Below are 21,897 nucleotides of genomic sequence, written 5' to 3'. Positions count from 1 at the left end.
GCGAGGTCATCGCACGCCTCGAAGGCGACGACCTGACCACCCGCCTGTTCGCCGCCGCAGCCGCGGCGAACCTCGCCGGGGGCGACACGAACCCGCTGGAGCATGCCGCCGCCGCGGAGAACGCCGAAATCCGCTCGTTCGCCCAGGAGCGGCTGAGGTCGTCCCGCTGAGGCCGCCCGGCCATCAGGAGGCACGAGGCAGCACGAGGCACGAGGTGCCCGGGTGCCGGCCGATAAGGGCGAGCCGATACGTGTGAGCCGGTGGGTGTGAACCAACGGGGATGGCCGGCGGGTCGGTGTCGCGGCGGCCGGCCACAACCGCTGGAGTGCCATGGGTCCGCGGACCCCCGGCGGCTACGGCGCCGGGCGCCGGGTCGGCTGTGCCGTACGTTCGCCGCCCGTCGCCGCGGGGCGGGGGTTACGCTGGCGGGATGCGTGGCATGTTGCTGGTCAACCCCAAGGCGACGACGACGAATTACCGTACGCGGGATGTGTTGATCCGGGCGCTGGGGGCGGCCGTCGATCTCGTGGTGGAGGAGACGGCGTATCGGGGGCACGCGGCGGCGCTGGCGGCGACGGCGCACGCGAAGGGCTTCGACCTGGTGGCCGTGCTGGGCGGGGACGGGACCATCAACGAGACCGTGAACGGCTTGCTGGCCCCGCTCGACGTCGCCGAGAGCGGGGCGGCGGGGCGGCCGGGGCTGATCGTGATTCCCGGCGGCAGCGCGAACGTGTTCGCACGGGCTCTCGGGCTGCCCAACGAGCCGGTGGAGGCCACCGGGGCGGCGCTGGAGGCGTTGCGGGAGGGGCGCAGACGGGTCGTGGGGTTGGGGCAGGCGCTGTGGGAGGGCGAAAGCCGTTATTTCACCTTCTGCTCTGGGATGGGGTACGACGCGGAGGTCATCCGGGCGGTGGAAGGGCTTCGGGGAGCGGGGCTCCGGGCCACACCCGGCCGCTACGTCGCGACGGCCGTGCGCCACTTCTTCATGACCGACCGTCGCCAGGCGGCGATGACCATCGAGGGCCCGGGCATCCCGAAGGCTCCGCACGTCTACATGGCGATCGTGTCCAATACCACACCCTGGAGCTATATCGGCAACCGGCCCGTCCATCCGACCCCGTGGGCGGGCTTCGAGACGGGCCTCGATCTGCTCGGTCTGCAGCGGATGGGACTCCCGGCGATGCTGCACGTCATCCCCCAGATCCTGGGCGATCGGGAGACGCTGCCGAGCGGCAGGGACCTGGTCCAGCTCCATGACGAGGCGGAATTCACGCTGACGGCGACCCGACCTGCGGCGTTCCAGCTGGATGGCGACTACCTGGGAGAACGCGAGCGGGTGACCTTCCGCTCTATCCCGAATGCGTTACAAGTTCTGGTCTAGTCGGTTACATTCGGTCATAGTGTGACGCATCCGACATCCATAAGGCCCAAAAGTTCCGGCCAAACCCCTTGCGTGCACAGAGCGTGGCTGACAATCTCAGGATTGACGTCGGAACGTAGGACCTTTGAGGCGGCACCCCGCTGACAAGGCTCCCCGGCGATCTCCGAACGGATCCCCGAGCCGAACCTGACCCGGGAACTGTTCGCGTGAGCTAGTGAAACTCTTCACAAAGTACCCCGCCACGGAGCTTACGAAGGCTCCACCTTACGAAGGAGTGGAACGCATGGACTGGCGCCACCGCGCTGCCTGCCGTGACGTGGACCCCGAGCTGTTCTTCCCGATCGGCAACACCGGGCCCGCTCTGTCGCAGATCGAAGAAGCCAAGCAGGTCTGCCGTCAGTGTACGGTCAACGAATCGTGCCTGAAGTGGGCCCTGGAGTCGGGGCAGGACGCCGGCGTCTGGGGCGGCCTGAGCGAGGACGAGCGTCGCGCCCTGAAGCGTCGCAGCGCCCGCGCCCGTGCCCGCGCCAACGTCTGAGCACCCATCACGTCCCCAGGATGCCCCCTGGGGATGATCACTGGGGTGCGGGCAACGGCACGACCAGACTGACCTCGGTGCCACCTCCCTGGCGCGGCTCAACGGTGAGCCGCCCGGAGAGTTCCCCCACGACGAGCGTGCGGACGATCTGCAGGCCGAGACTTGTCGAGGACTCCAGATCGAAATCCTCGGGCAGTCCCTTCCCGTCGTCGGAGACGAGCACGTCGAGCCGCTCCTGGCCACGTGACACGATCACCTGGAGTTTCCCGCTCCGATAGGCGAAGCCGTGCTGCACCGCGTTCTGCAGCAGCTCGGTGAGCACCATCGCCAGCGGAGTGGCGATCGCCGCCGGCAACACCCCGAAGGTCCCCGTTCGCCGGGGCTTGGTCATCGGGACCTCCGCCGAGGACACCTCGCCCGTCATCGCGATCACCCGATCGGCGATGTCGTCGAAGTCGACGAATTCCTCGGGCGCGTGCGACAGCGTCTCGTGCACGATGGCGATCGAACCGACCCGCCGTACCGCCTCCTCCAGCGCCTCCCGCCCCTCCGGTACCTGCAACCGCCTGGCCTGCAACCTGAGCAGCGCCGCGACGGTCTGCAGATTGTTCTTCACCCGGTGGTGGATCTCCCTGATCGTGGCGTCCTTGGTCATCAGCTCCCGCTCGCGGCGGCGCAGCTCCGTGACGTCCCTGATCAGCACGAGAGCGCCGATCCGCCCGCCGCCGACGATCAGCGGAATGGCCCTGAGCTGGACGATCGTGCCACCCGACTCCACCTCGGTCTCCCTCGGCGCCCGGCCGCTCGCCACGATCATCAGCGACTCGTCCACCGGCTCGTCGCCGTAGCAGAGCGCGGCCGTGACCTTCCCCAGCTCGGCCCCGACCAGATCGGCGTTCAGCCCCAGCCGCCGGTAGGCCGACAGCGCGTTGGGCGAGGCATAGGTGACCCGCCCCGCCCGGTCGAGCCGCAGCAACCCGTCTCCCACCCGGGGAGAACGGACCAGGATCGGCTCCTCCCCCGAGAACGGGAACCGGCCCTCGGCCACCATCTGGGCCAGGTCGGAGGCGCTCTGCAGGTAGGTCAGCTCCAGCCGGGACGGCGTGCGGGCCGAGGAGAGGTTCGTCGAGCGCTGGATCACGCCGAGGAAACGGCCCGAGGGGGTGTCGGCCGGACGCCGTACCGGGATCGTCTCCTCGCGCACCGGCACCCCGCTCGACCAGTCGGGATCGCCCTCCCGGCAGATGCGCCGCTCGTTCCACGCCGTGTCGATCAGCGGGCGCTCGTCCTTGGCCACGACCGAGCCGACCACGTCGTGGTGGTAGACGGTCGGGCCGGTGGTCGGCCGCATCTGCGAGACGGCGATCCAGCCGGTTCCCTCGCGCACCGGCACCCAGAGGATCAGGTCGGCGAAGGAGAGATCGGCAAGCAGTTGCCAGTCGGAGACCAGGGAATGCATCCAGTCGAGGTCCGTGGCATCGAGTTCCGTGTGGCTGACCGCCAGGTCGCTGAGTGTCGGCACCTGTGCATCATGCGTGCTCAAGGGCCCGCCGAACAAACCGGCGCACACGATTCGCCGACCCTTCTGCGGACTTCACGCACCGCACTTGCGAAGATGCCCGGTATGCAGCCCAGTTCGACAGACCCCCTGGCCAGGTTCCGCGCCGCCGCCGCCGCCCGCGCGGAAGCGGGACTCAAGCGCCTGCTCCGCCCCCGCACCCCCGACGACGACGGCCTCATCGACCTCGCCTCGAACGACTACCTGGGGCTGGCCAGGGACGCGCGGCTGGCCAGGGCCGCCGCCGACGCCGTCCACCGCTGGGGCACCGGCTCGACCGGCTCCCGGCTGGTCACCGGCTCGACCCGGCTGCACGCCGAACTGGAAGACGCGCTGTGCGCGTTCACCGAGGCGCCGGGCGCCCTGGTCTTCTCCTCCGGTTACCTGGCCAACCTCGCGGCCGTCGCGACCTTCGGCAAGGACGCCCTGGTGGTCTCCGAGGCGGGCAACCACGCCTCGATCGTGGACGCCTGCCGTCTGTCGCGCTCCCGGGTGGTGGTCACCCCGCACAAGGACGTCGAGGCCGTCGAGAAGGCGCTGGCCGACCGCAGTGAGGAGCACGCCGTGGTGGTGACCGACGCGGTGTTCTCCGTGGACGGCGACCTCGCGCCCCTCGCGGCCCTGCACGAGGCGACGCTGCGGCAGGGCGCGCTGCTCATCGTGGACGAGGCGCACGCGATCGGCGTGATCGGCCCCCGTGGGCAGGGCGCGGTCCACGCCGCCGGCCTCGCCGCCGAGCCCACCGTTGTGAGAACGCTCACACTCTCCAAGTCGCTGGGCTCCCAGGGCGGAGCCGTTCTCGCCGCGCCGGAGCTCGTGGACACCCTTGTGGACACCGGTCGCGCGTTCATCTTCGACACGGGGCTCGCCCCAGCCTGCGTGGCGTCGGCACTCGCCGCGGTGGATATCCTGCGTAGCCAGCCCGAGCTGCCGGAACGTGTCAGGAGCAGGGCCAGGGAGCTGGCCGCCGTGGCCACCGCTCTTGGCCTTGAGACCGGCGAACCGGCGGGAGCGGTCGTCCCCGTCGTGCTCGGCCCCCCGCATCTCGCTCTCGGGGGGGCCGCGACCTGTGCGGAGCACGGGGTGCGCGTCGGATGCTTCCGCCCGCCCTCCGTCCCCGCAGGTCGCTCTTGCCTGCGGTTGACCGCGCGGGCCAATCTGAGTTCCGATGATCTCGCGGTGATCAGAGTCGCGCTCACCGCCGTGGCCGAGACGAAGGTGAACGCGTGACAGAAGATCCCCCTCGGGTTCCGAAATACTACGACGTCAAACGGAGCCTGCTGGAGCTGACGAAGAGCCTGCCGCCCGGCAGCGCTCTCCCGCCCGAACGCGCGCTCGCCGTGCGCTTCGAGACCTCGCGCACCACCGTCCGCCAGGCGCTCACCGAGCTGGTCGTCGAAGGCCGGCTCGTGCGCATCCAGGGCAAGGGCACCTTCGTCGCGCAGCCCAAGGTCGCCCAGGTCCTCCAGCTCACGTCCTACACCGGCGACCTGCGCACCGTCGGCCTCGAACCCGATACCAAGATCCTCGACATCAGCTACACGACCGCCGAGGAGACCCTCGCCCGCCGCCTCGGCATCAACCCCGGGGGCCGCATCCTGCGCATCCACCGGCTGCGGCTGGCCAACGGGGAGCCGATGTCCATCGACACGACCCACCTGTCGGCGCGGCGCTTCCCCCGCCTGCGCCGGGAGCTCGAAGGACACTCCTCGCTGTACGAGACCCTGCACAACGCCTACAGCGTGCGGCTGACCGACGCCGAGGAGATCATCGAGACCGTGCTGGCGACACCGTACGACGCCCAGGTCCTGGGCGTCGACGTCGGCCTCCCCATGCTGCTGCTGACCCGCCACGCCTTCGACGCGGACGGCAACCCGGTCGAATGGGCCCAATCCCTCTACCGCGGCGACCGCTACAAATTCATCACCCGGCTGCACCGACCGTGAGCCTGCGGATGTCGTACGGCAAGCCCAGTTGACGCCGACCGCCGCCTGTAGCCGGCGTCCGCGGGGTCCACAGCACGCCAGCGGCTGTGCCGCGGCGCCGTGACGACCCATACGGATACAGATGTCGTACGGCAGGCCAGGTTGACGCCAACCACCGCCGGTAGCCGACGTCCGTGGGTCCACAGCACGCCAGCGGCTGTGCCGCGGCGCCGTAACGACCCATACGGATACAGATGTCGTACGGCAGGCCAGGTTGACGCCAACCACCGCCGGTAGCCGACGTCCGTGGGTCCACAGCACGCCAGCGGCTGTGCCGCGGCGCCGTAACGACCCGGCCGTTGACGGAGTTCTCTGGTTCACACCCGTGCTGCGGCCTCGAACCGAACGACGATCACGGTAGTGCCCGAATGACGGTCACAGTTCGAACCGGAGGACGATCACGGTTTTGAAGCGAAGGGAATGGGCGGGCCTGCCGATGCGGCGCGCGGCCACCTCCGCCTGAGAAGCGTTGACCCCACAGGCCCCCGCCACGTACGGCGCCTAGTGGAAACGTGGCGCGCCGTGATGGGCGGGAGCGAGCCCCTACGCTCGGGGGAATGAGCGTTCTGGTGGTGTCGGGGACCGATACCGGTGTGGGGAAGACGGTGGTCACCGCGGCGGTGGCGGTGCTGGCGCTGGAGCGGCAGGTGTCGGTGGCGGTGGTGAAGCCCGCGCAGACGGGGGTGGCTCCGGGCGAGGCGGGGGATCTCGACGAGGTGATCCGGCTGGCCGGTGTGACGACGACGTTCGAGTTGGCCCGGTTTCCCGATCCGCTGTCGCCGGCCGCGGCGGCGCGCAGGGCGGGGGTGCCGCCGGTGTCGCTGACCGAGGCGGCCGAGCGGATCCGGGAACTGGCGGAGACCCACCGGCTGGTGATCGTCGAAGGCGCGGGCGGGCTGCTGGTCCGGTTCGACGAGGACGGCGGCACGATCGCGGACCTGGCACGGATGCTGGCGGCGCCGGTCCTGGTGGTGGCCAGGGCCGGCCTCGGCACGCTCAACCACACCGCGCTTACGCTGGAGGCGATGGCCAACCGCGGCCTCGAACCCGCCGGCGTGGTGATCGGCTCCTGGCCGGTCGGCGGCCAGGATGCCCGCCATTACGACGGGTCCGCCTGGCTCGGTGCCCCGCTGGACGACCGGCCCGCACGTCCCGGGGGCGAGGACAGCGGACCCGGGGGTGACGACGGCAGGCCCGGGGGCGACGACGGACCAGGGGGCGAGGGCCGCGGGCCCGGGGATGAGGACGGCGGGCCCGGGCTGGCGGAGGAGTCCAATGTGGCGGATCTGGAGATGCTCGCCGCGCGTCCGCTGGCCGGGGTGCTTCCCGAAGGAGCCGGTCGCCTGGGCCGGGACGACTTCGCGCGGGTGGCGCGGGCGGGGCTGAGCAGTTCGCTCGGGGGGAGGTTCGACGCCGCGGAGTTCCGGGAGAGCCTCCGGCTGCGGTGAGGACCTCGGGCTGCTCGCCGGCCTTGAGCGCCGACCTTAAAATGCCGACCAAGGCACTATCCGGCACGCTCTAATCACGGGTCCAGACCATGACAGATCGCCAGGCCGTGCTCATGATGTGAGACATGGCCAAGGCGATCGAACAACCCGTGCCCGGCATCACCGTGGGTCACGCCCTGCTGGCGCGGACCAAGGGGGTTCCGCAGCCGGTCAGCACCGTCGTGCACGACGGCGACACGATCAACGTCGCCGCCGACGGCAACCTCGGCGTGCGCCTGCTCGGCGTGGACGCGCCCGAGGTCAGTTTCCAGCTGCCCGCCAACCCGACGCTTCCCGATCAGCCGAAGGGATTCGTCAAGATCAGCCATCCGGCGTGGACCGCCTTCCTCGCCGACCCGTTCGCGGCGGGCTACGCGCCCCTCACGCTCCGCGCCGCCCTGCGCACCGAGCTGCTGACACGGCTGGACGCGACGACCGCGCCCAACCACGCGGAGCACGGCGGCCACTCCACCCTGGCGCTCCGGAAGATGATCACGGATGACATCGCAGAACAGGGCCTGACCCCCGAGACCTTCAAGATCAGGCTGGCGTTCGCCCACGAGATCCTCGACCGGTACGGCAGGATGCTCAGCTACGTCAACCGGGATCAGAAGGTGCCGCCCCGGCCACCGGCCTACAACGAGCGCCTCCTCGCGGCGGGTCACGTCATGCCCTACTTCATCTGGCCCAACGTCGATCCCTTCGTCCGCCAGGAGGGCACCGTGGCCGCCGCCGTACCCGCTCCCGGCAGCGGGCGCGAACTGGGCGAGACGGGAGCCCTGGGCCGGGCGCGGCGGGCCGTACGGGACGCGCGGGCGGCGGGTTCCGGGCTGTGGAGCGCGGTGCCGCTCAAGCTGCAGCCCTTCGAGCTGCGTTTCCTCGCGCAACGGCGGGCCCCGGACCGCTACGTGCTGGATCTGTCCGACAATGCGAACGAGTTGCTGCACGCGCAGAGCTACTTCCGCATCCCGCACCCCGAGGACCGCCTGTTCGTCAACGCGGAACACGCCCCGCTCTTCCACGAGAAGGGCTGGTCGGTGCCCCAGCCGTAGAGGTGTGGCAGGGGGGAGAACGGGGCATGAGGAGGCCCACGAAGAGCCCTGTCCCCCTATGTGACCGACTGGTAGGTTCGCCGCATGGAGTCTTCCAAGCACGCAGGTGACATCGCCGTCGCCGTCTCCAAGGCCTATGGCATCGACACCATGTTCACCCTGTCGGGCGGACACGTGTTCCCGCTCTACGACGGTGCGGTCCACGAGAAGATGCCGATCCTGGACGTGCGACACGAGCAGAGCGCGGTCTTCGCCGCCGAGGCGACCGCACGGCTGACGAGAAAACCCGGACTGGCCGTGCTGACCGCGGGCCCCGGCATCACCAACGGCGTCAGCGGGGTCGCGACCGCCCACGCCAACGGCTCCCCCGTAGTGATCATGGGAGGGCGCGCGCCGCAGTCCCGCTGGGGTTCCGGCGCGTTGCAGGAGATGGACCATCCGCCGCTGTTCGACACGATCAGCAAGCTCTCCTTCACCGCCGGGTCCGCCGAGAACGTCGGGCAGGACGTCGAGAGCGCCTTCCGCACCGCCATCGCCCCGCACCGCGGCCCGGTGTTCCTCGACTTCTACATGGACCACCTGTTCGCCCCGGCGCCCGTGCACAAGGTGGAGACGCTCACCCCGTCGCCGCTCGAACCCGACCCCACCTCGGTCGCCGCGATCGCCAAGCTGATCGCCGAGGCCGAGCGCCCGGTGCTCGTGCTCGGCTCCGACGTGTGGATGGACCGCGCCGAGGAGGCCGCCCGCGACTTCGCCGAGGAGTGGCGGCTGCCCGTCGTCCCCAACGGCCAGGGCCGCGGCATCCTGCCCGCCGGTCACGAACTGCTGGTCACCCGGGCCAGGAGCGTCGCGTTCGGCCAGGCCGACCTGGTGATCGTCGCCGGCACCCCGCTCGACTTCCGCCTCGGCTACGGCTGGTTCGGCGGCAAGGAGGGCGCCCCGCTGGCCAAGGTCGTGCACCTCGCCGACGCCCCGTCCCAGCTCGCCACGCACGTCGGTACGGCGGGCACCGCGGCCGGCGACCTCTCCCTGCTGTTCTGGAGCCTCAGCGCGGCGTGCGGCACCGCCGGCGTCTCCCCCAAGGCGTACGCGCCCTGGGTGACCAGGCTGGCCGAGACCGCCGCCGCCGCGGTCACCGGCGACGCCGAGCTGCTCCAGGCGGGCGGCGACCCGATCCACCCGATGCGCATCTACGGCGAACTGAACCGGCTCCTCGCCGACGACGCGGTGGTGATCGGCGACGGCGGCGACTTCGTCTCCTACGCGGGCAAGTACATCGAGCCGAAGCAGCCCGGCTGCTGGCTCGACCCGGGCCCCTACGGCTGCCTCGGCACCGGCCTCGGATACTCCATCGCCGCCCGGCTCGCCCGGCCGTCCTCCCAGGTGGTGCTGCTGCTCGGCGACGGCGCGGCGGGCTTCTCGCTGATGGACGTCGACACCCTGGTCAGGCACCGGCTGCCGGTCGTGATGATCTGCGGCAACAACGGCATCTGGGGGCTGGAGAAGCACCCCATGCAGCTGATCTACGGCTACGACGTGGCCGCGGAGCTGCAGCCGCAGTGCCGCTACGACCAGGTGGTGACCGCGCTCGGCGGCGGCGGCGAGCTGGTCACGTCACCGGACGAGATCGGCCCGGCGCTGCGCCGGGCCTTCGACTCGGGCATCCCCTACATGGTCAACATCGCCACCGACCCGTCGGTCGCCTACCCCAGGAACACGACGGGGATCTGAGCCGTGCGCTCCCCGATCGGGAGCGCACACCTCAGGCGGGTTTGGACGACGGGGGTTTGTACGACAACGAGGGCGTGGGCGACGGGTCGGCCGAGGCGCAGCCCGCCTCCGGGTCGACCACGATGGAGACGGTCTTCTTCAGCTCCAGTTTCACGCCGTCACCCGGGTCCTGCTGCACGACGAGGTAGCAGTCCTTGGGCTCAAGATCACCGCTCACATGGGTTTCGACCTGGAAACCGGCCCGGGACAGCACCGAGCGGGCCTGGCCCAGGTTGAGGCCGAGCACCGGCGGAACCGCCTTCTTCACGGCGGGCGTGGGAGTCGGGGTCGGAGTGGGCGTGGGGGTCGGCGTCGGAGTCGGCGTCTTGGACTGCCTGCGGGTGGGCGTGGGCGACGGGGTCGGCGGCTCCGGCTCCACCGGGACCTGGACCTTTGTGGCCTTCGGCGTCTGCCGGGGCGGCCGGGAGGTCTTCGGGGTTTCGAGCTCCCTGGTGACCTCGGTGTTCGGCTTGCCGTCACCCTCGGCGCCCACGTTGGTCGTCGGCTCGGGCTCGCCGAAGTCGGCCAGGGCGACGGCCGCGCCGCCGACGCACAGCACGGCGGCCACGGCGACCGCGCTCAGCACCCCGGCCCTGCTCCTGCCGGGCGCCTTCTTGCGTCCGCGCGAAGGACCTGACACGGTGTCGAGACCATGCGGGTCACCCGGCCCCGGCGGACGGCCAGCGGGGGACGACGTCTCCCGGTAGGGACCGGTCGGGGGCGGATAGGAATCCGTCGGCTGCGAGTAGTTGCCCGTGGGCGGTCCGTAAGCGCCCGTAGGCGTGCCGTAGGCGTCTTCTTGGGGCCGCTGGGGGGTGTGGGACTCCAGAGGCGTGAGAAAGCCGCCTGGCGGCCCCGTGCCGTAAGCGTCCGGAGCCTCGCCGTGGGCCGCCTGCTGCGCGGCCAGGCTCATCGCCGCCGCGTCGGGGAACCGGCGGGCCGGATCCTTCGACAGGGCCCGCTCCACCAGGCGGCGCACGCCCAGCGGCACGTCCGCGGGAAGCGGCGGCGGCTCCTCCCTGATGTGCTTGAGCGCGATCGTCACCGGTGTGTCACCGTCGAACGGCCGCTGGCCCGCGACGCACTCGTACGCCACCACGCCGAGCGCGTAGATGTCGACCGCCGGCGTCACCGGGGCGCCCTCCGCCTGCTCGGGCGCGCAGTAGGCGGCGGTGCCCAGCACCATGCCCACGTCGGTCAGCCTGCTCGCCGCGTCCGAGCGGGCGATGCCGAAGTCGGTCAGCACCAGCGTGCCGTCCGCCCGCACCAGCAGGTTGCCCGGCTTGATGTCGCGATGCACGATTCCTTGCGCGTGCACCGCGTGCAGCGCCGAGGCGGCCTGCGAGATCAGCTCCATCGCCGACTCGGGCGAGATGCGCCCCAACCGGGTGAGGAGCCGGTCCAGCGGCTCGCCGTCGACGAACTTCATCACCAGGTAGACCTGCGCCCCCGCGCCCGGCACCTGGTCCACACCGTAGTCGTAGACGTCGACGACACCTGGATGGTTGATCGTCGCCATCGCCCGGGCCTCGCCGCGGAAACGCGTCACGAACCCCGGATCATCGGTACGGCCGGGCAACAGCACCTTGACGGCCACCGTGCGGGCGAGGACGACATCCTCGCCACGCCATACCTCGCCCATGCCGCCCGCGCCGATGCGGACGTCCAGGCGATATCGCCCCGCCAGCGTCGTCCCTTGGGCCACCATGATTCCCCCGCTACCCCCTTGTCGCGTTCAACCTCTCCCACCCCAGAGTTCTCCAACAAAGCGGATTAGTATCGCGGGGAGATAACACCGAGGTCACGAAACCCTGTGTGCACGTGCGCTCCTCGACACCCGATGGGGGGTCGATGCGCCCAGAGGGTGATAAAGGGTAAGGCGCCGCTAGCCTACTCGGATCCCGTGTTCCACGCAGCTTGCCGCCCATCCTGGGGGTGTGACCTGCACGACCATCCCGGGCCGGCGGGCGGGGCAGCAGCGTGGCGGCTCCATCGAACGTACGGCCGGCAGGCCGCGTGCTCCCCTCCGCCAGCGGGACCCCGCAGTGGTCGCGGTGGTCGCGGTACTCGCTCACAGTAACCGACCTTAAACTGGCCACCATGACGCTCGCTCCAGGTCTGCGCGGACACGTACTCATCATGGTCGAGCGCGAGGACACCGCCGCGAAGATCGGCAGCGGCGACGTGCCCGTGCTGGCCACCCCCCGCCTGCTCGCCGTCGCCGAGTCGGTGACCGTGAGTGCCGTGCAGGACCATCTCGCTCCGGGTCAGACCACCGTCGGCACCCGCGTCGAGCTGGAGCACCTGGCGGCCAGCCCGATCGGCACGCACATCGAGGTGACGGCCGAGCTGACCAAGGTCGACGGCAGGCGGCTGGTCTTCGGTTTCACCGCCCGCGACAAGGACAACACGCTGGTGGGCACCGGCACCATCGAGCGGGCGGTCGTCGATCGCGAGCGGTTCCTCAACCGGCGGGGCCGCTGAGTCACTCGATGACGGCGATCAGGTCGCCCTCCTGGACCACGTCGCCCTCGGCCACCTTGAGCTGCGCGATCACTCCGGGATCCTCGGCCAGCACCGGGATCTCCATCTTCATCGACTCCAGGATGACCAGCGTGTCGCCCTCGTCGACGACGTCGCCCTCGGCGGCGACGACCTTCCACACGTTGGCCACCATCTCCGCGCGTACCTCAGCCATCTGCCACTCCCATCGCAATCATCAAAGTCCCGCTCGCCCGCGACACCGGAGGGGTGTCGCGGTCACCGCCGTCGCCTCCGCGGCGCCGGTCACCGCTCGTGAACCAGGCCCGGCTCAGCGCATCCGCGAAACCAGGCCGGTGTCGTAGTCGCCGCTCTCGAACTCGGGCCGGTCGAGCAGCTCCGCGCAGAACGGCAGGTTGTTCTTCGGCCCTTCGACCGTGAACGACGCCACCGCCAGCCGCGCACGTTCCAGCGCCTGTGCACGGGTCTCGCCGTACACGCAGAGCTTGGCCATGAGCGGGTCGTAGAACGGCGTGACCGTGGTGCCCGCCTCGTAGCCGGAGTCGACGCGCACCCCCTCGCCGGACGGCTCGCGCCAGACCTCGATCTTGCCGGGGCCGGGGAAGAAACGCTTGGGGTCCTCCGCGTAGACGCGCATCTCGATGGCGTGGCCCCGGGGCGCCGCCACCGGGCCGACCGGCTCCCCCGCCGCCACCAGCAGCTGGGCCTCGACCAGGTCGAAGCCGGTGACCAGCTCGGTCACCGGGTGCTCCACCTGGAGCCTGGTGTTCATCTCCAGGAAGACGAAGTCCTGCTGTTCCGCGTCGACCAGGCACTCCACGGTGCCGGCGCCGCGATAACCGACCGCCTCACCCGCTCTGACGGCCGCCGCGAGCATGCGTTCACGCAGTTCGGGGGTGATGCCCGGGGAGGGCGACTCCTCGACGACCTTCTGGTGCCGGCGCTGCACCGAGCAGTCACGCTCGCCCAGCGCGAGGACCCGGCCGTCGGCCAGCCCGAGGATCTGCACCTCGACATGCCTGGCCCGCTCGATGTAACGCTCTAGCAGGATGGCGACCTCGCCGCCGAACCTGGCGGCCGCGCGCGCCGCCGCGTCGAACGCCTTGGCGAGCCCCGCGTCATCGCGGGCGACGCCCATCCCGATGCCGCCGCCACCGCCCGTGGTCTTCACCATGACCGGGTAGCCGACCTCGGCGGCGGCGATCAGCGCCTGCTCGATGTCGGTGACCGGCTCCCGGTTGCCCGCCGCGACGGGCACACCCGCCTTCTCCATCAGGTTACGGGCGTTGATCTTGTCGCCCATCTGCTCCATGGCCTCCGGCGACGGGCCGATCCACGTCATGCCGGCCGCGGTCACGGCACGGGCGAACCCGGCGTTCTCCGCGAGGAAGCCGTATCCGGGGTGGACGGCCCGCGCCCCGGTGCTCCGCGCGGCCTCCATGACCTTGGCCACGTCGAGATAGCTCTGCGCGGGATTGGCCGGCCCGATCAGGACCGCCTCATCGGCCTCGCGCACGTACGGCAGGTCGGCATCGGCCTCGGAGTAGACGGCGATCGCCCGAACGCCCATCCGCCGAACAGTCCGGATGACCCGCCGCGCGATCTCACCCCGATTCGCCACGAGAACGGACTCGAACACTATGTGTTCTCCCTCAGCGGTTGACGGTAGCGACTGAACGCTCCCACCCTGGGACAGGTGCTCAGACGAGCCTTTCCCCCAATTAGCACCGTTCCCAGCTTCTGGATCTGTGGAAACCCTACAGAGTCGGAGCCCCCCGCTCCACCCTTGCGGGCACTTGATCCTCACGACCGCCGAACGGGAGGTCAGAGGCGGTTGAGCGGAGCGAGGCGATCCACCAGGTGCGACATCGCCTCGACCACCTCGGGGTCGTACTCCACCGTGACGCCGAGGCGCAGGCGTTCCAGGGCGGCGCCGGCGCGGTCGCGGTCGGTGGAGCCGCCCACCAGGTCGTCGTAGTCGTTGGCCGCCTTGATGATCCGGCTGGCCATGGGCGGGGAGTCGGCGCAGGGCTCGCACTGGCGGCGGACCACTTCGGCGACCGTGCCGAGCACGCCCGTCTGCCTGATCACCTCGGCGCCCAGCTCGGCGATCCGGCGGGCCTGGTCCCTGTCGGTGAGGACGGTCGCCCCGCCGGGGATCGGGTCGCTCAGGGAGAGCTGGCCGATGTCGTGCATCAGCGCCGCGTACTCCAGCTCCAGCAGTTCCGACTCGGCCATGCCCAGCTCCCTGCCGACCGCCACGGCGAGGACGCTGACCCTGCGCGAGTGGCCGGGCTCGACGTAGCCGCCCACCTCGGTGACCCGGGACAGCGCCCGGACGGTCTGCAGATAGGTCGCCCTGATCCCGGCGTACTTGCGGAAGGCGACCTGGGTGACCAGCAGCGGCGCGGCGAAGACGAGCAGGGCCGCCATGTCCATGCTGTGGGCCGCGAGGGCGAGGAGCATGCCGGACGCGGCCACCGCCGCGCTCAGCGGCGCGGCCATCCGCAGTTCGTCGTGGATCGCGACCGCCAGCGCCGCGCGGACCTGGTCGGCACGGAGCATCGCGGCCACCACGATGTCGGTGAGCAGCGCCAGCACGATCATCGCGGCCATCACGCCGAGCGCGGGCGACCAGGTCATACTCGGGCCCATGGTCAGGTCGAAGAGCGGCCCGGCGAGCGGCCGGAAGGCGAAGGCGAGCAGCGCCCCGGTGAGCAGCCGGCGGGCCATCGCGTCGAGTCGCGGCGGGCGGCCCACCGCCAGGTGCGGCAACGCCCCGGCGAGCATGCCCACCGCGAGCACGGCGACGACCTGGAGGGCGGGGTGCTCGACCTGGCGGCCTCCCATGTCGAGCAGCAGCGTGTAGCCGAGCGCGGCGGCCGTGCCGATCGGCGCGACCTCGCGGTTGCCCGGCATGGTCAGCCGGGCCAGCTCGCCCGTCGCGATGAGCGCGCCGAACCCGACCGCGATCGGCGGGTCGAGCAGCCCGGCCGCGGCGGTGTGCGCGACCCCGGCGACCGTGACCAGTCCCGCCATGCAGATCAGCAGGAGCTGCCCGGAGTCGAGTGACCGCCATGGCCGGATCGGGGGGGTCATCGCTCGGACACCACCTGGATGGGCATGGTCGGGTCGTCGTGGTCCTTGACGATGGGCTCCGCCTCACCGGACGGCGGCGCGGGCACCTTGCCGGGGGCCTCCCAGCCCGCCCGCTCGACCGCCTTGATGAACGCGGTCACCATCTCCGGGTCGAACTGGGTGCCCGCCCCCTTGCGCAGCTGGTCGATCGCCACCGGAACCGGCCTGGCCCCGCGGTAGGAGCGGTCGGAGGTGATCGAGTCGAAGGCGTCGGCCACCGCGATGATCCGGGCGAACTCCGGTATCTCCTCGGCCGCCAGCCCCATGGGATAGCCGGTGCCGTCGTGTTTCTCGTGGTGGTGCATGATCCCGGCGAACGCCTCGTCGAGGAAGTCGATTCCTCTGACGATCTCCAGGCCGCGCATCGGATGGAGCTGGATCGCGGCGTACTCCTCCTCGGTGAGCGGGCCGTCCTTCTGCAGGACCTTGGTCGGCACGCCGAGCTTGCCCACGTCGTGCAGCATCCCCGCGTAGCGGATCGCGCGGGTCCGCTCCGACCCCATGCCGATCTCCTCGGCGATCATCGTGGAGGCCAGCGAGACCCGGGTGCAGTGGCCGCGCGTGTAGTAGTCCTTCGTCTCCACGGCCTGGCACAGCGCGGCGATCGTCGCGTCGTAGGAGCGCTGCTGGGCGAGATACTGCCCGAATCCCCAGCGGGCCACGAACAGCGGCAGCAGCACCAGCACCGCGGAGATCGACTGCACGGTCGCCCACAACCCGGCGATCAGCAGGCCGAACGTGGCGTATCCCAGGTAGGAGACGAGCAGCTGGGCCACCCCGCGCACCGGCACCCGGTCGACCTGCCCGGCCAGCGACAGCATGACCGCGATGAGCGCGAAGTTGAGCGGCACGTAGACGCCCGCCGCCCCCGCGAAGGGCAGGATCAGCTCGTCGAACCTGTCGACGTCGGGCACCCCGGGCCGCCCGCCGAGCAGCTCGAACGTCCACCCCGCGGCGTACCCGCAGATGGCGAACTGGGCGCCGTTGAACAGCCTCTTGGTGAGCGGCAGCCCCGGCCGCACGCTGAAGACGGCGGTCATGCCGACCAGCGCGGCCCCCTCCGGGCCGACGAGCACCACCGCGGCCAGGGCGGCGGAGAAGCTGACGGAGATGGCCGCCTGCTTGACGTTGAGCAGGGTGGGCACCGACTCGCACACCAGGAACAACAACGCCAGCACAAGAAGGGTGGGCCACTCCAGCCGATCGAAGCGGCCCCCCACGAGGGCGCTGTGGCCGAAGAGCCCGAACGCCACTCCGATCACGGCAACCAGATAAACCTTGGCAAACCACGGCAGTCCACGCAATTGCGGCCACCTTACGGTGTTACAGGCGCGCGCTCACGTCCAGGAGAGGCCGGAAGGCGCACTCATCGCGCTCGCCAGCACCAGCACCGGGGCGAACAGCACCAACGCTGCCACCAGCCGGGTGGCCATACCCTTGAACATGTGCTGCCTCCACGTCGATTTCGCACCTCAGGCTACCGAAGCCGACACCGCTGAGGTGGGCAACTCCGCGAATCGCAAGCAAAGCGTAATCAAGCCGTCACCGCACGCCACTTGCCCGGACACCCCAAACCGGATGAAAGCTACCGAATCGAGAGCCGGCCCCTGGCCCACTCGGCGGTGGCCTTGAGCCCCGCGGCCAGGTCGGTGCGCGGGCTCCAGCCCAGGGCCTCGGCGGCCGGTCCCGGATCGACGGCCATCGCGGGCAGGTCGCCCAGGCGCGCGGGCGCGAGCTCGGGCTCGTCGCACGCCCCGACCGCCTCCGCGACCAGACTGTGCAGCCGCCGGTCCGTGGTCTGCACCCCGGTGCCCAGGTTGAACCTGCGCCCGTCGCCCAGCTCGCCGCAGGCACGGACGAACCCGTCCACGACGTCGTCCACGTAGATGTAGTCGCGAGTCTGCGAGCCGTCGCCGTACAACACGGTCGGAGTGCCCGACAGCAGCCCGTCAGTGAAGATCGCGACGACGCCCGCCTCGCCCTCCGGCGACTGCCGCGGGCCGTACACGTTGGAGAGCACCAGCGTGGTGTACTCGATCCCGTGCAGGGCGCGGTAGGCCGACAGGTAGATCTCCGCGCTCAGCTTCGAGGCCGCGTACGGCGAGCGGGGGTCGGTGGCCGCGTCGACGGGGACCGGAATGACCTCGGGCCTGCCGTACACCGCTACCGACGAGGCGAAGACGATCTTCCGTGCGCCGCCCTGGCGGGCCGCCTCCAGCACCGACGCGGTGCCCTCGACGTTGAGCCGTGCGTCGTGGACCGGGTCGGCCACGCTCCTGCGCACGCTGATCTGGGCCGCCAGATGGCAGACGACCTCGGGCCGGAAGTCGGCGGCGAGGCCGATCAGCGCCGGATCGCGGATGTCGAAGGCGTGCAGCTTGAAGCGCGGGTGGCGGGCCGCCTCCGCCAGGTTGCCCCGGTCGCCGGAGGAGATGTCGTCGACCACCGCGACCTCGTTGCCGCCGGCCAGCAGACGGTCGACGAGGTTCGACCCGATGAAGCCGGCACCACCGGTAACCAGCACTCTCATGCGCCGCGCCCCCCTGTCTCCGTGAATACTGAGATCCTAGGAGATCACTCGGTGAGGTCGGCGCGTACCTGGTCGATTCTGGTGAGGACTTTGGCCCGCAGATCGGCCGGGACCGACTCGCAGCCGCAGTGTTTGGCGATCAGTTTCTTGACCGCCTCCTCCAGGCCGTACTCCGCCAGGCACGGGCCGCACTCGTCGAGGTGCACGCGGATGTCGTGGCAGTTGTTCGCGTCGAGCTCGCCGTCGAGGTAGGTGTAGACCTTGTCCAGCACTTCTCGGCAGTCGGTGTCGTGGTGGTTGCCGCAGCTCATCAGGACCCCTCCGCCGGGACCAGCCCGCGCTCGCGCGCGTAATCCTCCAGATGCGTCCGCAACTGCCGGCGGCCACGGTGGAGCCGGGACATCACGGTGCCGATCGGCGTGCCCATGATGTCGGCGATCTCCTTGTACGGGAAGCCCTCGACGTCCGCGAGATAGACCGCGATGCGGAAGTCTTCGGGCAGCGCCGCGAGAGCGTCCTTCACATCGCTGTCCGGCAGGCGGTCGAGCGCCTCGATCTCCGCCGACTTCAGACCCGCCGACGAGTGGGACTCGGCGCGTGCGAGCTGCCAGTCCTCGATCTCCTCGGTGCCCGACTGCTTGGGCTCCCGCTGCTTCTTGCGGTAGGTGTTGATGAAGGTGTTGGTGAGAATGCGGTAGAGCCATGCCTTGAGGTTCGTGCCCTCCTGGAACTGGTGGAAGGACGCGAACGCCTTGGCGAAGGTCTCCTGTAGGAGATCCTCCGCATCCGCTGGGTTCCGGGTCATCCGGAGCGCGGCAGAGTACAGCTGGTCCAGATACGGCATTACGTCGCGCTCGAACCTAGCGCTCCGCTGCTCCAGAGTCTCCGCGCCTGTCGCAGGGACGGGACCCACCCCCTTAAGATCACCGGTGCCCGGCCGAAGCGGGATACCGTACTCAGCGGAGGATACCCGCTCGGCAGGATCCAACCGCTGACCGGGGCGGGTGCCGGGTTCGAGAAGCGCTTGCATGCTCGGACAACCTCTCGGGAGTAGATCGTGCGTCGTCGTGCTGCAACATCCGCGGAGGATCGTCTGTTCCCACAAGATAGAAGGTGACGATCGACCCGGTGCGGGGAAAAAGAATACGTACCGGTAGGTAGCCCCAAACCCCGGATACCCGACGCCAGGAGCCGCGTGTGCTGCCCATTCCGGCCGAAGAACTGAACGGCACAGGAACCCTGGGGCCGTACTGGAACTTTTATCGCGCGGTCGCCGCCGAGCAACTCGACCGGTGGCTCCCCGCCCGGCCGTCCGTCGTGCTGGACCTCTCTGGAGGCGGCGGTCAGTGGGCCGCACAAGCCGCCAAGTCCGGACATCGTGTGATAGAAGTCATCGACTTTCGGCTGGCCGGGCGCGCCACCCTGCGCGACCCGGACGGCGTGCGGCAGATCCGGGCCGACGACCTCGGCTTCCTCCCCGACGAGAGCGTCGACGCCGTGGTCGCCGAGGAGCGGGCGCTGTCCGTCGAGCTCATGGCGGAGTCCGCGATCGGCGACGTGGCCCGGGTGCTGCGCCCCGGCGGCCGCGCCCTGGTCTGCGTCGACTCCCTCGTCCTCGGCATGGCGATCCTGGCCGAGCAGAACTACTGGGCCCACCTGCGCCAGACCGGCGAGGTCATGCTCGTGCCCTGGCCCGACGGCAGCATCACCCGCTGCTTCACCAGCGCCCAGCTCCGCGAACTGCTCGCCGGAGTGGGCCTGGAGGTGGAATGGGTACGGCCGCGCACGGTCCTGTCCCCCTCGACGGTCGACCACGTCCTCGCCGCCGACGCCCAGGCCATGACCTGGCTGGTCCGCACCGAGCTCGAAGCCCATCCCGACGACGACGACACGGTGGGCATCCACCTCGTCGCCAGCGCCAGGAAAGCCGGTTGACCCCGGCGGCCCGGGTCAGCGGCGGCGTTCCCGCCTCGACTGGCAGCTGACGCACCGGCTCGCCTCGGGACGGGCCTCGAGGCGGCCGTCGGGGACCGGCTTGGCGCAGTCGACGCAGTGCCCGTAACGGCCCGCGTCGAGCCGTACGAGAGCGTCGAGCACGGCCGCGCGCTGCCGGGTGGCGACGTCGAGCATGGCCTCGGCGCGGTCGGCGTCGAAGAGGTCGGCGCCCCCGTCCGCCTGCGAACGGTCTCTGATCGCGACCGGGTCGCCCCGTAACACCGCGATCGACCGGTCAAGCTCGGTGAGCATGCTCTGCAGGCGCATACGCGCGGTCGTGTCGTCCACGAATCCGCACCTCCGGGAAGAGATAAGGCCTCGCGGCGGGATTCCCCGGATCTCCCGTCGTGCGCGGGGGGCTGGCGGTATGAGGCGGCGCCCCCTTACGGAAGGCAACCGCTTTCCTCACCGGATGCCCATTCGGCGATGGTCTTACACCGATGTGAGCCCGGCTTTTCGCCAACCAGTTGGAGAACTAGCCGAGCGGGCTTTCCTCGGCGGGCTCCAGGGGCTCAAGCAACTCCGGACCGTTGTTGCGCACGTTGTTGACCGCCGTGGAGACCGGATACGCCTCCAGCCGGCCGGGCGCCGCCGGGACGAGCAGGGAACGGGCGTCGTCAGGGGCGGTGAGCGTGGGGTCGAGCCATTCGTCCCACCGCTCGCGCTCGATGAACATCGGCATCCGGTCGTGGATCTTCCCCAGGTCGTCCTCGGCCGTGGTGGTGATCACCGTGCAGGTGACCAGCCAGGCGAGCGGGTCGTCGTCGGGGCGCCCCTTGTCACGCCAGAACTCGTACAGCCCCGCCATGGCCAGCACGCCGCCGTCGGCCGGATGGATGAAGTAGGGCTGCTTGCGCTTCTTGTCCACCGGATACCACTCGAAGTAGCCGTCGGCGGGCAGCAGGCAACGCCGTTTGGCGAACGCCTGCCGGTAGGCGGGCTTGTCCGCGACGGTCTCGACGCGCGCGTTGATCATGCGCGAGCCGATCGACGGGTCCTTCGCCCACGACGGAACCAGCCCCCACTTCACCACCCGCAGCTGGCGCACCCCGCGCTCGGCCTCCTTGGGCACCCGGCTCAGCACCGCCCAGACGTCCTTGGTCGGCGCGACGTTGTAGTCGGCCCCCAGCTCACGCTCCGGCGCCCCGTCGAGCTCCACCCGGAACTCCTCCAGCAGGTCGTGCTTCTTCCGCGCAGAGGCGTATCTCCCGCACATGGCCCCCACCCTGCCACGTCCCCTTCTCGCTCGCATGTGCGATGCGCATGGGGAATACTGTGCGTGTCAGCGCGGACACGAAGGGACACCAGGATCATGGTCACCACCTCTCGACGCCCCCACGCCCGTTCCGCTTCGGCCCCCGAGCCGGAGTCCGCCCCGACCGCCGAACCCACCCCCTCCCCCCAGGGCGAGCAGGAGTTGACGACTCTTCGCGAGATCTACGACTCCCTCGTCGGCCGCACCAAGCTGCGCGCCGAGATAATCAACGGAAGGTTGATCGTGAGCCCCGTCGGCACCCCCGAGCACCAGAGAGCCGCCGCCCGTCTGCTTCGCACGCTCTACGACCACGTCGAGAGGCGGGGCTGGGACGCCTTCGCCGGGCTCGACGTGTGCATGGACGGTTCGCGCGACCCGTACGAGCCCGACCTCGTCGTCGCGCCGCCCGACGCACCCCGCTGGGGCGGCCGTGAGCTGTTCGTCAGTGGGCTGATCATGGTGGCCGAGGTGGTGTCGGAGAGCAGCGTCCGCGACGACCGCGAGGAGAAGCCCGGCATCTACGCCACCGGCCGCATCCCGGTCTTCCTGGTCGTCGACCCGATCGCCGACCCCGCCTCCGTCACCGTCTACAGCGCTCCCAAGGACGGCCAGTACACCACCTCGACGACCGTCACCATGGGCAAGGAGATCCACCTCCCCGACCCGATCGACTTCACCCTGGACACCGCCGTCTTCCTCTGACCGC

21 protein-coding genes and 1 pseudogene are annotated in these 21,897 nt (G+C 70.4%); 10 read left to right on the top strand and 12 right to left on the bottom strand.

Features of this window, described 5'->3' with window-relative positions; all coding sequences use genetic code 11:
* Positions 1-430: 430 nt before the first annotated feature.
* Entirely contained in the window at positions 431-1,381 is a 951-nt protein-coding gene (locus MBA17_RS48385; RefSeq protein ID WP_238505716.1) for a diacylglycerol/lipid kinase family protein, read from the top strand.
* Between the two features lie 283 nt (positions 1,382-1,664).
* Positions 1,665-1,919: a WhiB family transcriptional regulator gene (locus MBA17_RS48380; protein ID WP_238505715.1), complete on the top strand. Its 255-nt coding sequence runs from the start codon at positions 1,665-1,667 to the stop codon at positions 1,917-1,919.
* Positions 1,920-1,956: 37 nt separating this feature from the next.
* Here MBA17_RS48380 and MBA17_RS48375 read toward each other — a convergent pair whose 3' ends face one another.
* Complete coding sequence (locus tag MBA17_RS48375; protein WP_238505714.1) at positions 1,957-3,441, bottom strand: sensor histidine kinase; 1,485 nt, start codon at positions 3,439-3,441, stop codon at positions 1,957-1,959.
* A 102-nt stretch (positions 3,442-3,543) separates the two neighbouring features.
* Between MBA17_RS48375 and MBA17_RS48370 the strand changes: the two genes are divergently transcribed.
* From MBA17_RS48370 to MBA17_RS48350, 5 genes and pseudogenes are all read left to right on the top strand, one after another.
* Positions 3,544-4,707, top strand: a complete 1,164-nt coding sequence (locus MBA17_RS48370; RefSeq protein ID WP_238505713.1) for an 8-amino-7-oxononanoate synthase — start codon at positions 3,544-3,546, stop codon at positions 4,705-4,707.
* The gene (locus MBA17_RS48365; protein WP_238505712.1) at positions 4,704-5,423 is read left to right on the top strand and encodes a GntR family transcriptional regulator; all 720 of its coding nucleotides are present in this window, start codon (positions 4,704-4,706) and stop codon (positions 5,421-5,423) included. The genes MBA17_RS48370 and MBA17_RS48365 overlap by 4 nt, the downstream gene beginning before the upstream one ends.
* Before the next feature lie 596 nt (positions 5,424-6,019).
* A pseudogene (bioD, locus tag MBA17_RS48360) lies at positions 6,020-6,538 on the top strand (dethiobiotin synthase); the annotation flags it as partial.
* Between the two features lie 497 nt (positions 6,539-7,035).
* Positions 7,036-8,001: a thermonuclease family protein gene (locus MBA17_RS48355; protein ID WP_238505711.1), complete on the top strand. Its 966-nt coding sequence runs from the start codon at positions 7,036-7,038 to the stop codon at positions 7,999-8,001.
* 84 nt (positions 8,002-8,085) lie between these two features.
* Positions 8,086-9,732, top strand: coding sequence for an acetolactate synthase (locus tag MBA17_RS48350; RefSeq protein WP_238505710.1), 1,647 nt, complete (start codon positions 8,086-8,088; stop codon positions 9,730-9,732).
* Between the two features lie 31 nt (positions 9,733-9,763).
* Here MBA17_RS48350 and MBA17_RS48345 read toward each other — a convergent pair whose 3' ends face one another.
* Both MBA17_RS48345 and bsaP read right to left on the bottom strand, forming a co-directional pair.
* Positions 9,764-11,479 (bottom strand): serine/threonine-protein kinase, encoded by a 1,716-nt coding sequence (locus MBA17_RS48345; protein ID WP_238505709.1) that lies wholly within the window; start codon positions 11,477-11,479, stop codon positions 9,764-9,766.
* A 177-nt stretch (positions 11,480-11,656) separates the two neighbouring features.
* Entirely contained in the window at positions 11,657-11,782 is a 126-nt protein-coding gene (bsaP, locus tag MBA17_RS50885) for a biotin synthase auxiliary protein BsaP (RefSeq protein WP_455432994.1), read from the bottom strand.
* 89 nt (positions 11,783-11,871) lie between these two features.
* Here bsaP and MBA17_RS48340 point away from each other — a divergent pair, with 89 nt between their 5' ends.
* Positions 11,872-12,255 carry a thioesterase family protein gene (locus MBA17_RS48340; protein WP_238505708.1) on the top strand — a complete coding sequence of 128 codons (384 nt, stop codon included), beginning with the start codon at positions 11,872-11,874 and terminating at the stop codon, positions 12,253-12,255.
* A gap of 1 nt (position 12,256) precedes the next feature.
* Here MBA17_RS48340 and MBA17_RS48335 read toward each other — a convergent pair whose 3' ends face one another.
* The 7 genes from MBA17_RS48335 to MBA17_RS48305 form a co-directional block, all read right to left on the bottom strand.
* Positions 12,257-12,469 (bottom strand): biotin/lipoyl-binding carrier protein, encoded by a 213-nt coding sequence (locus tag MBA17_RS48335; protein ID WP_238505707.1) that lies wholly within the window; start codon positions 12,467-12,469, stop codon positions 12,257-12,259.
* Positions 12,470-12,583: 114 nt separating this feature from the next.
* Entirely contained in the window at positions 12,584-13,894 is a 1,311-nt protein-coding gene (locus tag MBA17_RS48330) for an acetyl-CoA carboxylase biotin carboxylase subunit (RefSeq protein ID WP_238505722.1), read from the bottom strand.
* Positions 13,895-14,097: 203 nt separating this feature from the next.
* Positions 14,098-15,372 (bottom strand): HD-GYP domain-containing protein, encoded by a 1,275-nt coding sequence (locus MBA17_RS48325; RefSeq protein ID WP_238505706.1) that lies wholly within the window; start codon positions 15,370-15,372, stop codon positions 14,098-14,100.
* The gene (locus MBA17_RS48320; protein WP_455432993.1) at positions 15,369-16,673 is read right to left on the bottom strand and encodes an HD-GYP domain-containing protein; all 1,305 of its coding nucleotides are present in this window, start codon (positions 16,671-16,673) and stop codon (positions 15,369-15,371) included. The genes MBA17_RS48325 and MBA17_RS48320 overlap by 4 nt, the downstream gene beginning before the upstream one ends.
* Positions 16,674-16,996: 323 nt before the next feature.
* The gene (locus tag MBA17_RS48315; RefSeq protein ID WP_238505705.1) at positions 16,997-17,941 is read right to left on the bottom strand and encodes an NAD-dependent epimerase/dehydratase family protein; all 945 of its coding nucleotides are present in this window, start codon (positions 17,939-17,941) and stop codon (positions 16,997-16,999) included.
* Positions 17,942-17,985: 44 nt separating this feature from the next.
* Positions 17,986-18,252: a mycothiol system anti-sigma-R factor gene (rsrA, locus tag MBA17_RS48310; RefSeq protein WP_238505704.1), complete on the bottom strand. Its 267-nt coding sequence runs from the start codon at positions 18,250-18,252 to the stop codon at positions 17,986-17,988.
* Entirely contained in the window at positions 18,252-18,785 is a 534-nt protein-coding gene (locus MBA17_RS48305; RefSeq protein ID WP_238505703.1) for a sigma-70 family RNA polymerase sigma factor, read from the bottom strand. Before MBA17_RS48305 ends, rsrA begins: the two co-directional genes overlap by 1 nt.
* Before the next feature lie 353 nt (positions 18,786-19,138).
* Here MBA17_RS48305 and MBA17_RS48300 point away from each other — a divergent pair, with 353 nt between their 5' ends.
* Complete coding sequence (locus tag MBA17_RS48300; protein WP_238505702.1) at positions 19,139-19,876, top strand: class I SAM-dependent methyltransferase; 738 nt, start codon at positions 19,139-19,141, stop codon at positions 19,874-19,876.
* Between the two features lie 15 nt (positions 19,877-19,891).
* Here the strand turns inward: MBA17_RS48300 and MBA17_RS48295 are convergent, their stop codons facing one another.
* Complete coding sequence (locus MBA17_RS48295) at positions 19,892-20,224, bottom strand: TraR/DksA family transcriptional regulator (protein WP_238505701.1); 333 nt, start codon at positions 20,222-20,224, stop codon at positions 19,892-19,894.
* A gap of 187 nt (positions 20,225-20,411) precedes the next feature.
* Positions 20,412-21,152, bottom strand: a complete 741-nt coding sequence (locus MBA17_RS48290; protein WP_238505700.1) for an SOS response-associated peptidase — start codon at positions 21,150-21,152, stop codon at positions 20,412-20,414.
* Positions 21,153-21,248: 96 nt separating this feature from the next.
* Between MBA17_RS48290 and MBA17_RS48285 the strand changes: the two genes are divergently transcribed.
* Positions 21,249-21,893 carry a Uma2 family endonuclease gene (locus MBA17_RS48285; RefSeq protein ID WP_238505699.1) on the top strand — a complete coding sequence of 215 codons (645 nt, stop codon included), beginning with the start codon at positions 21,249-21,251 and terminating at the stop codon, positions 21,891-21,893.
* Positions 21,894-21,897 lie beyond the last annotated feature (4 nt).

The organism is Dolomitihabitans soli (assembly GCF_022213955.1).
Taxonomy (GTDB): Bacteria; Actinomycetota; Actinomycetes; order Streptosporangiales; family Streptosporangiaceae; genus Streptosporangium_A; species Streptosporangium_A soli.
This window is presented reverse-complemented; position numbering and strand designations above follow the sequence as displayed.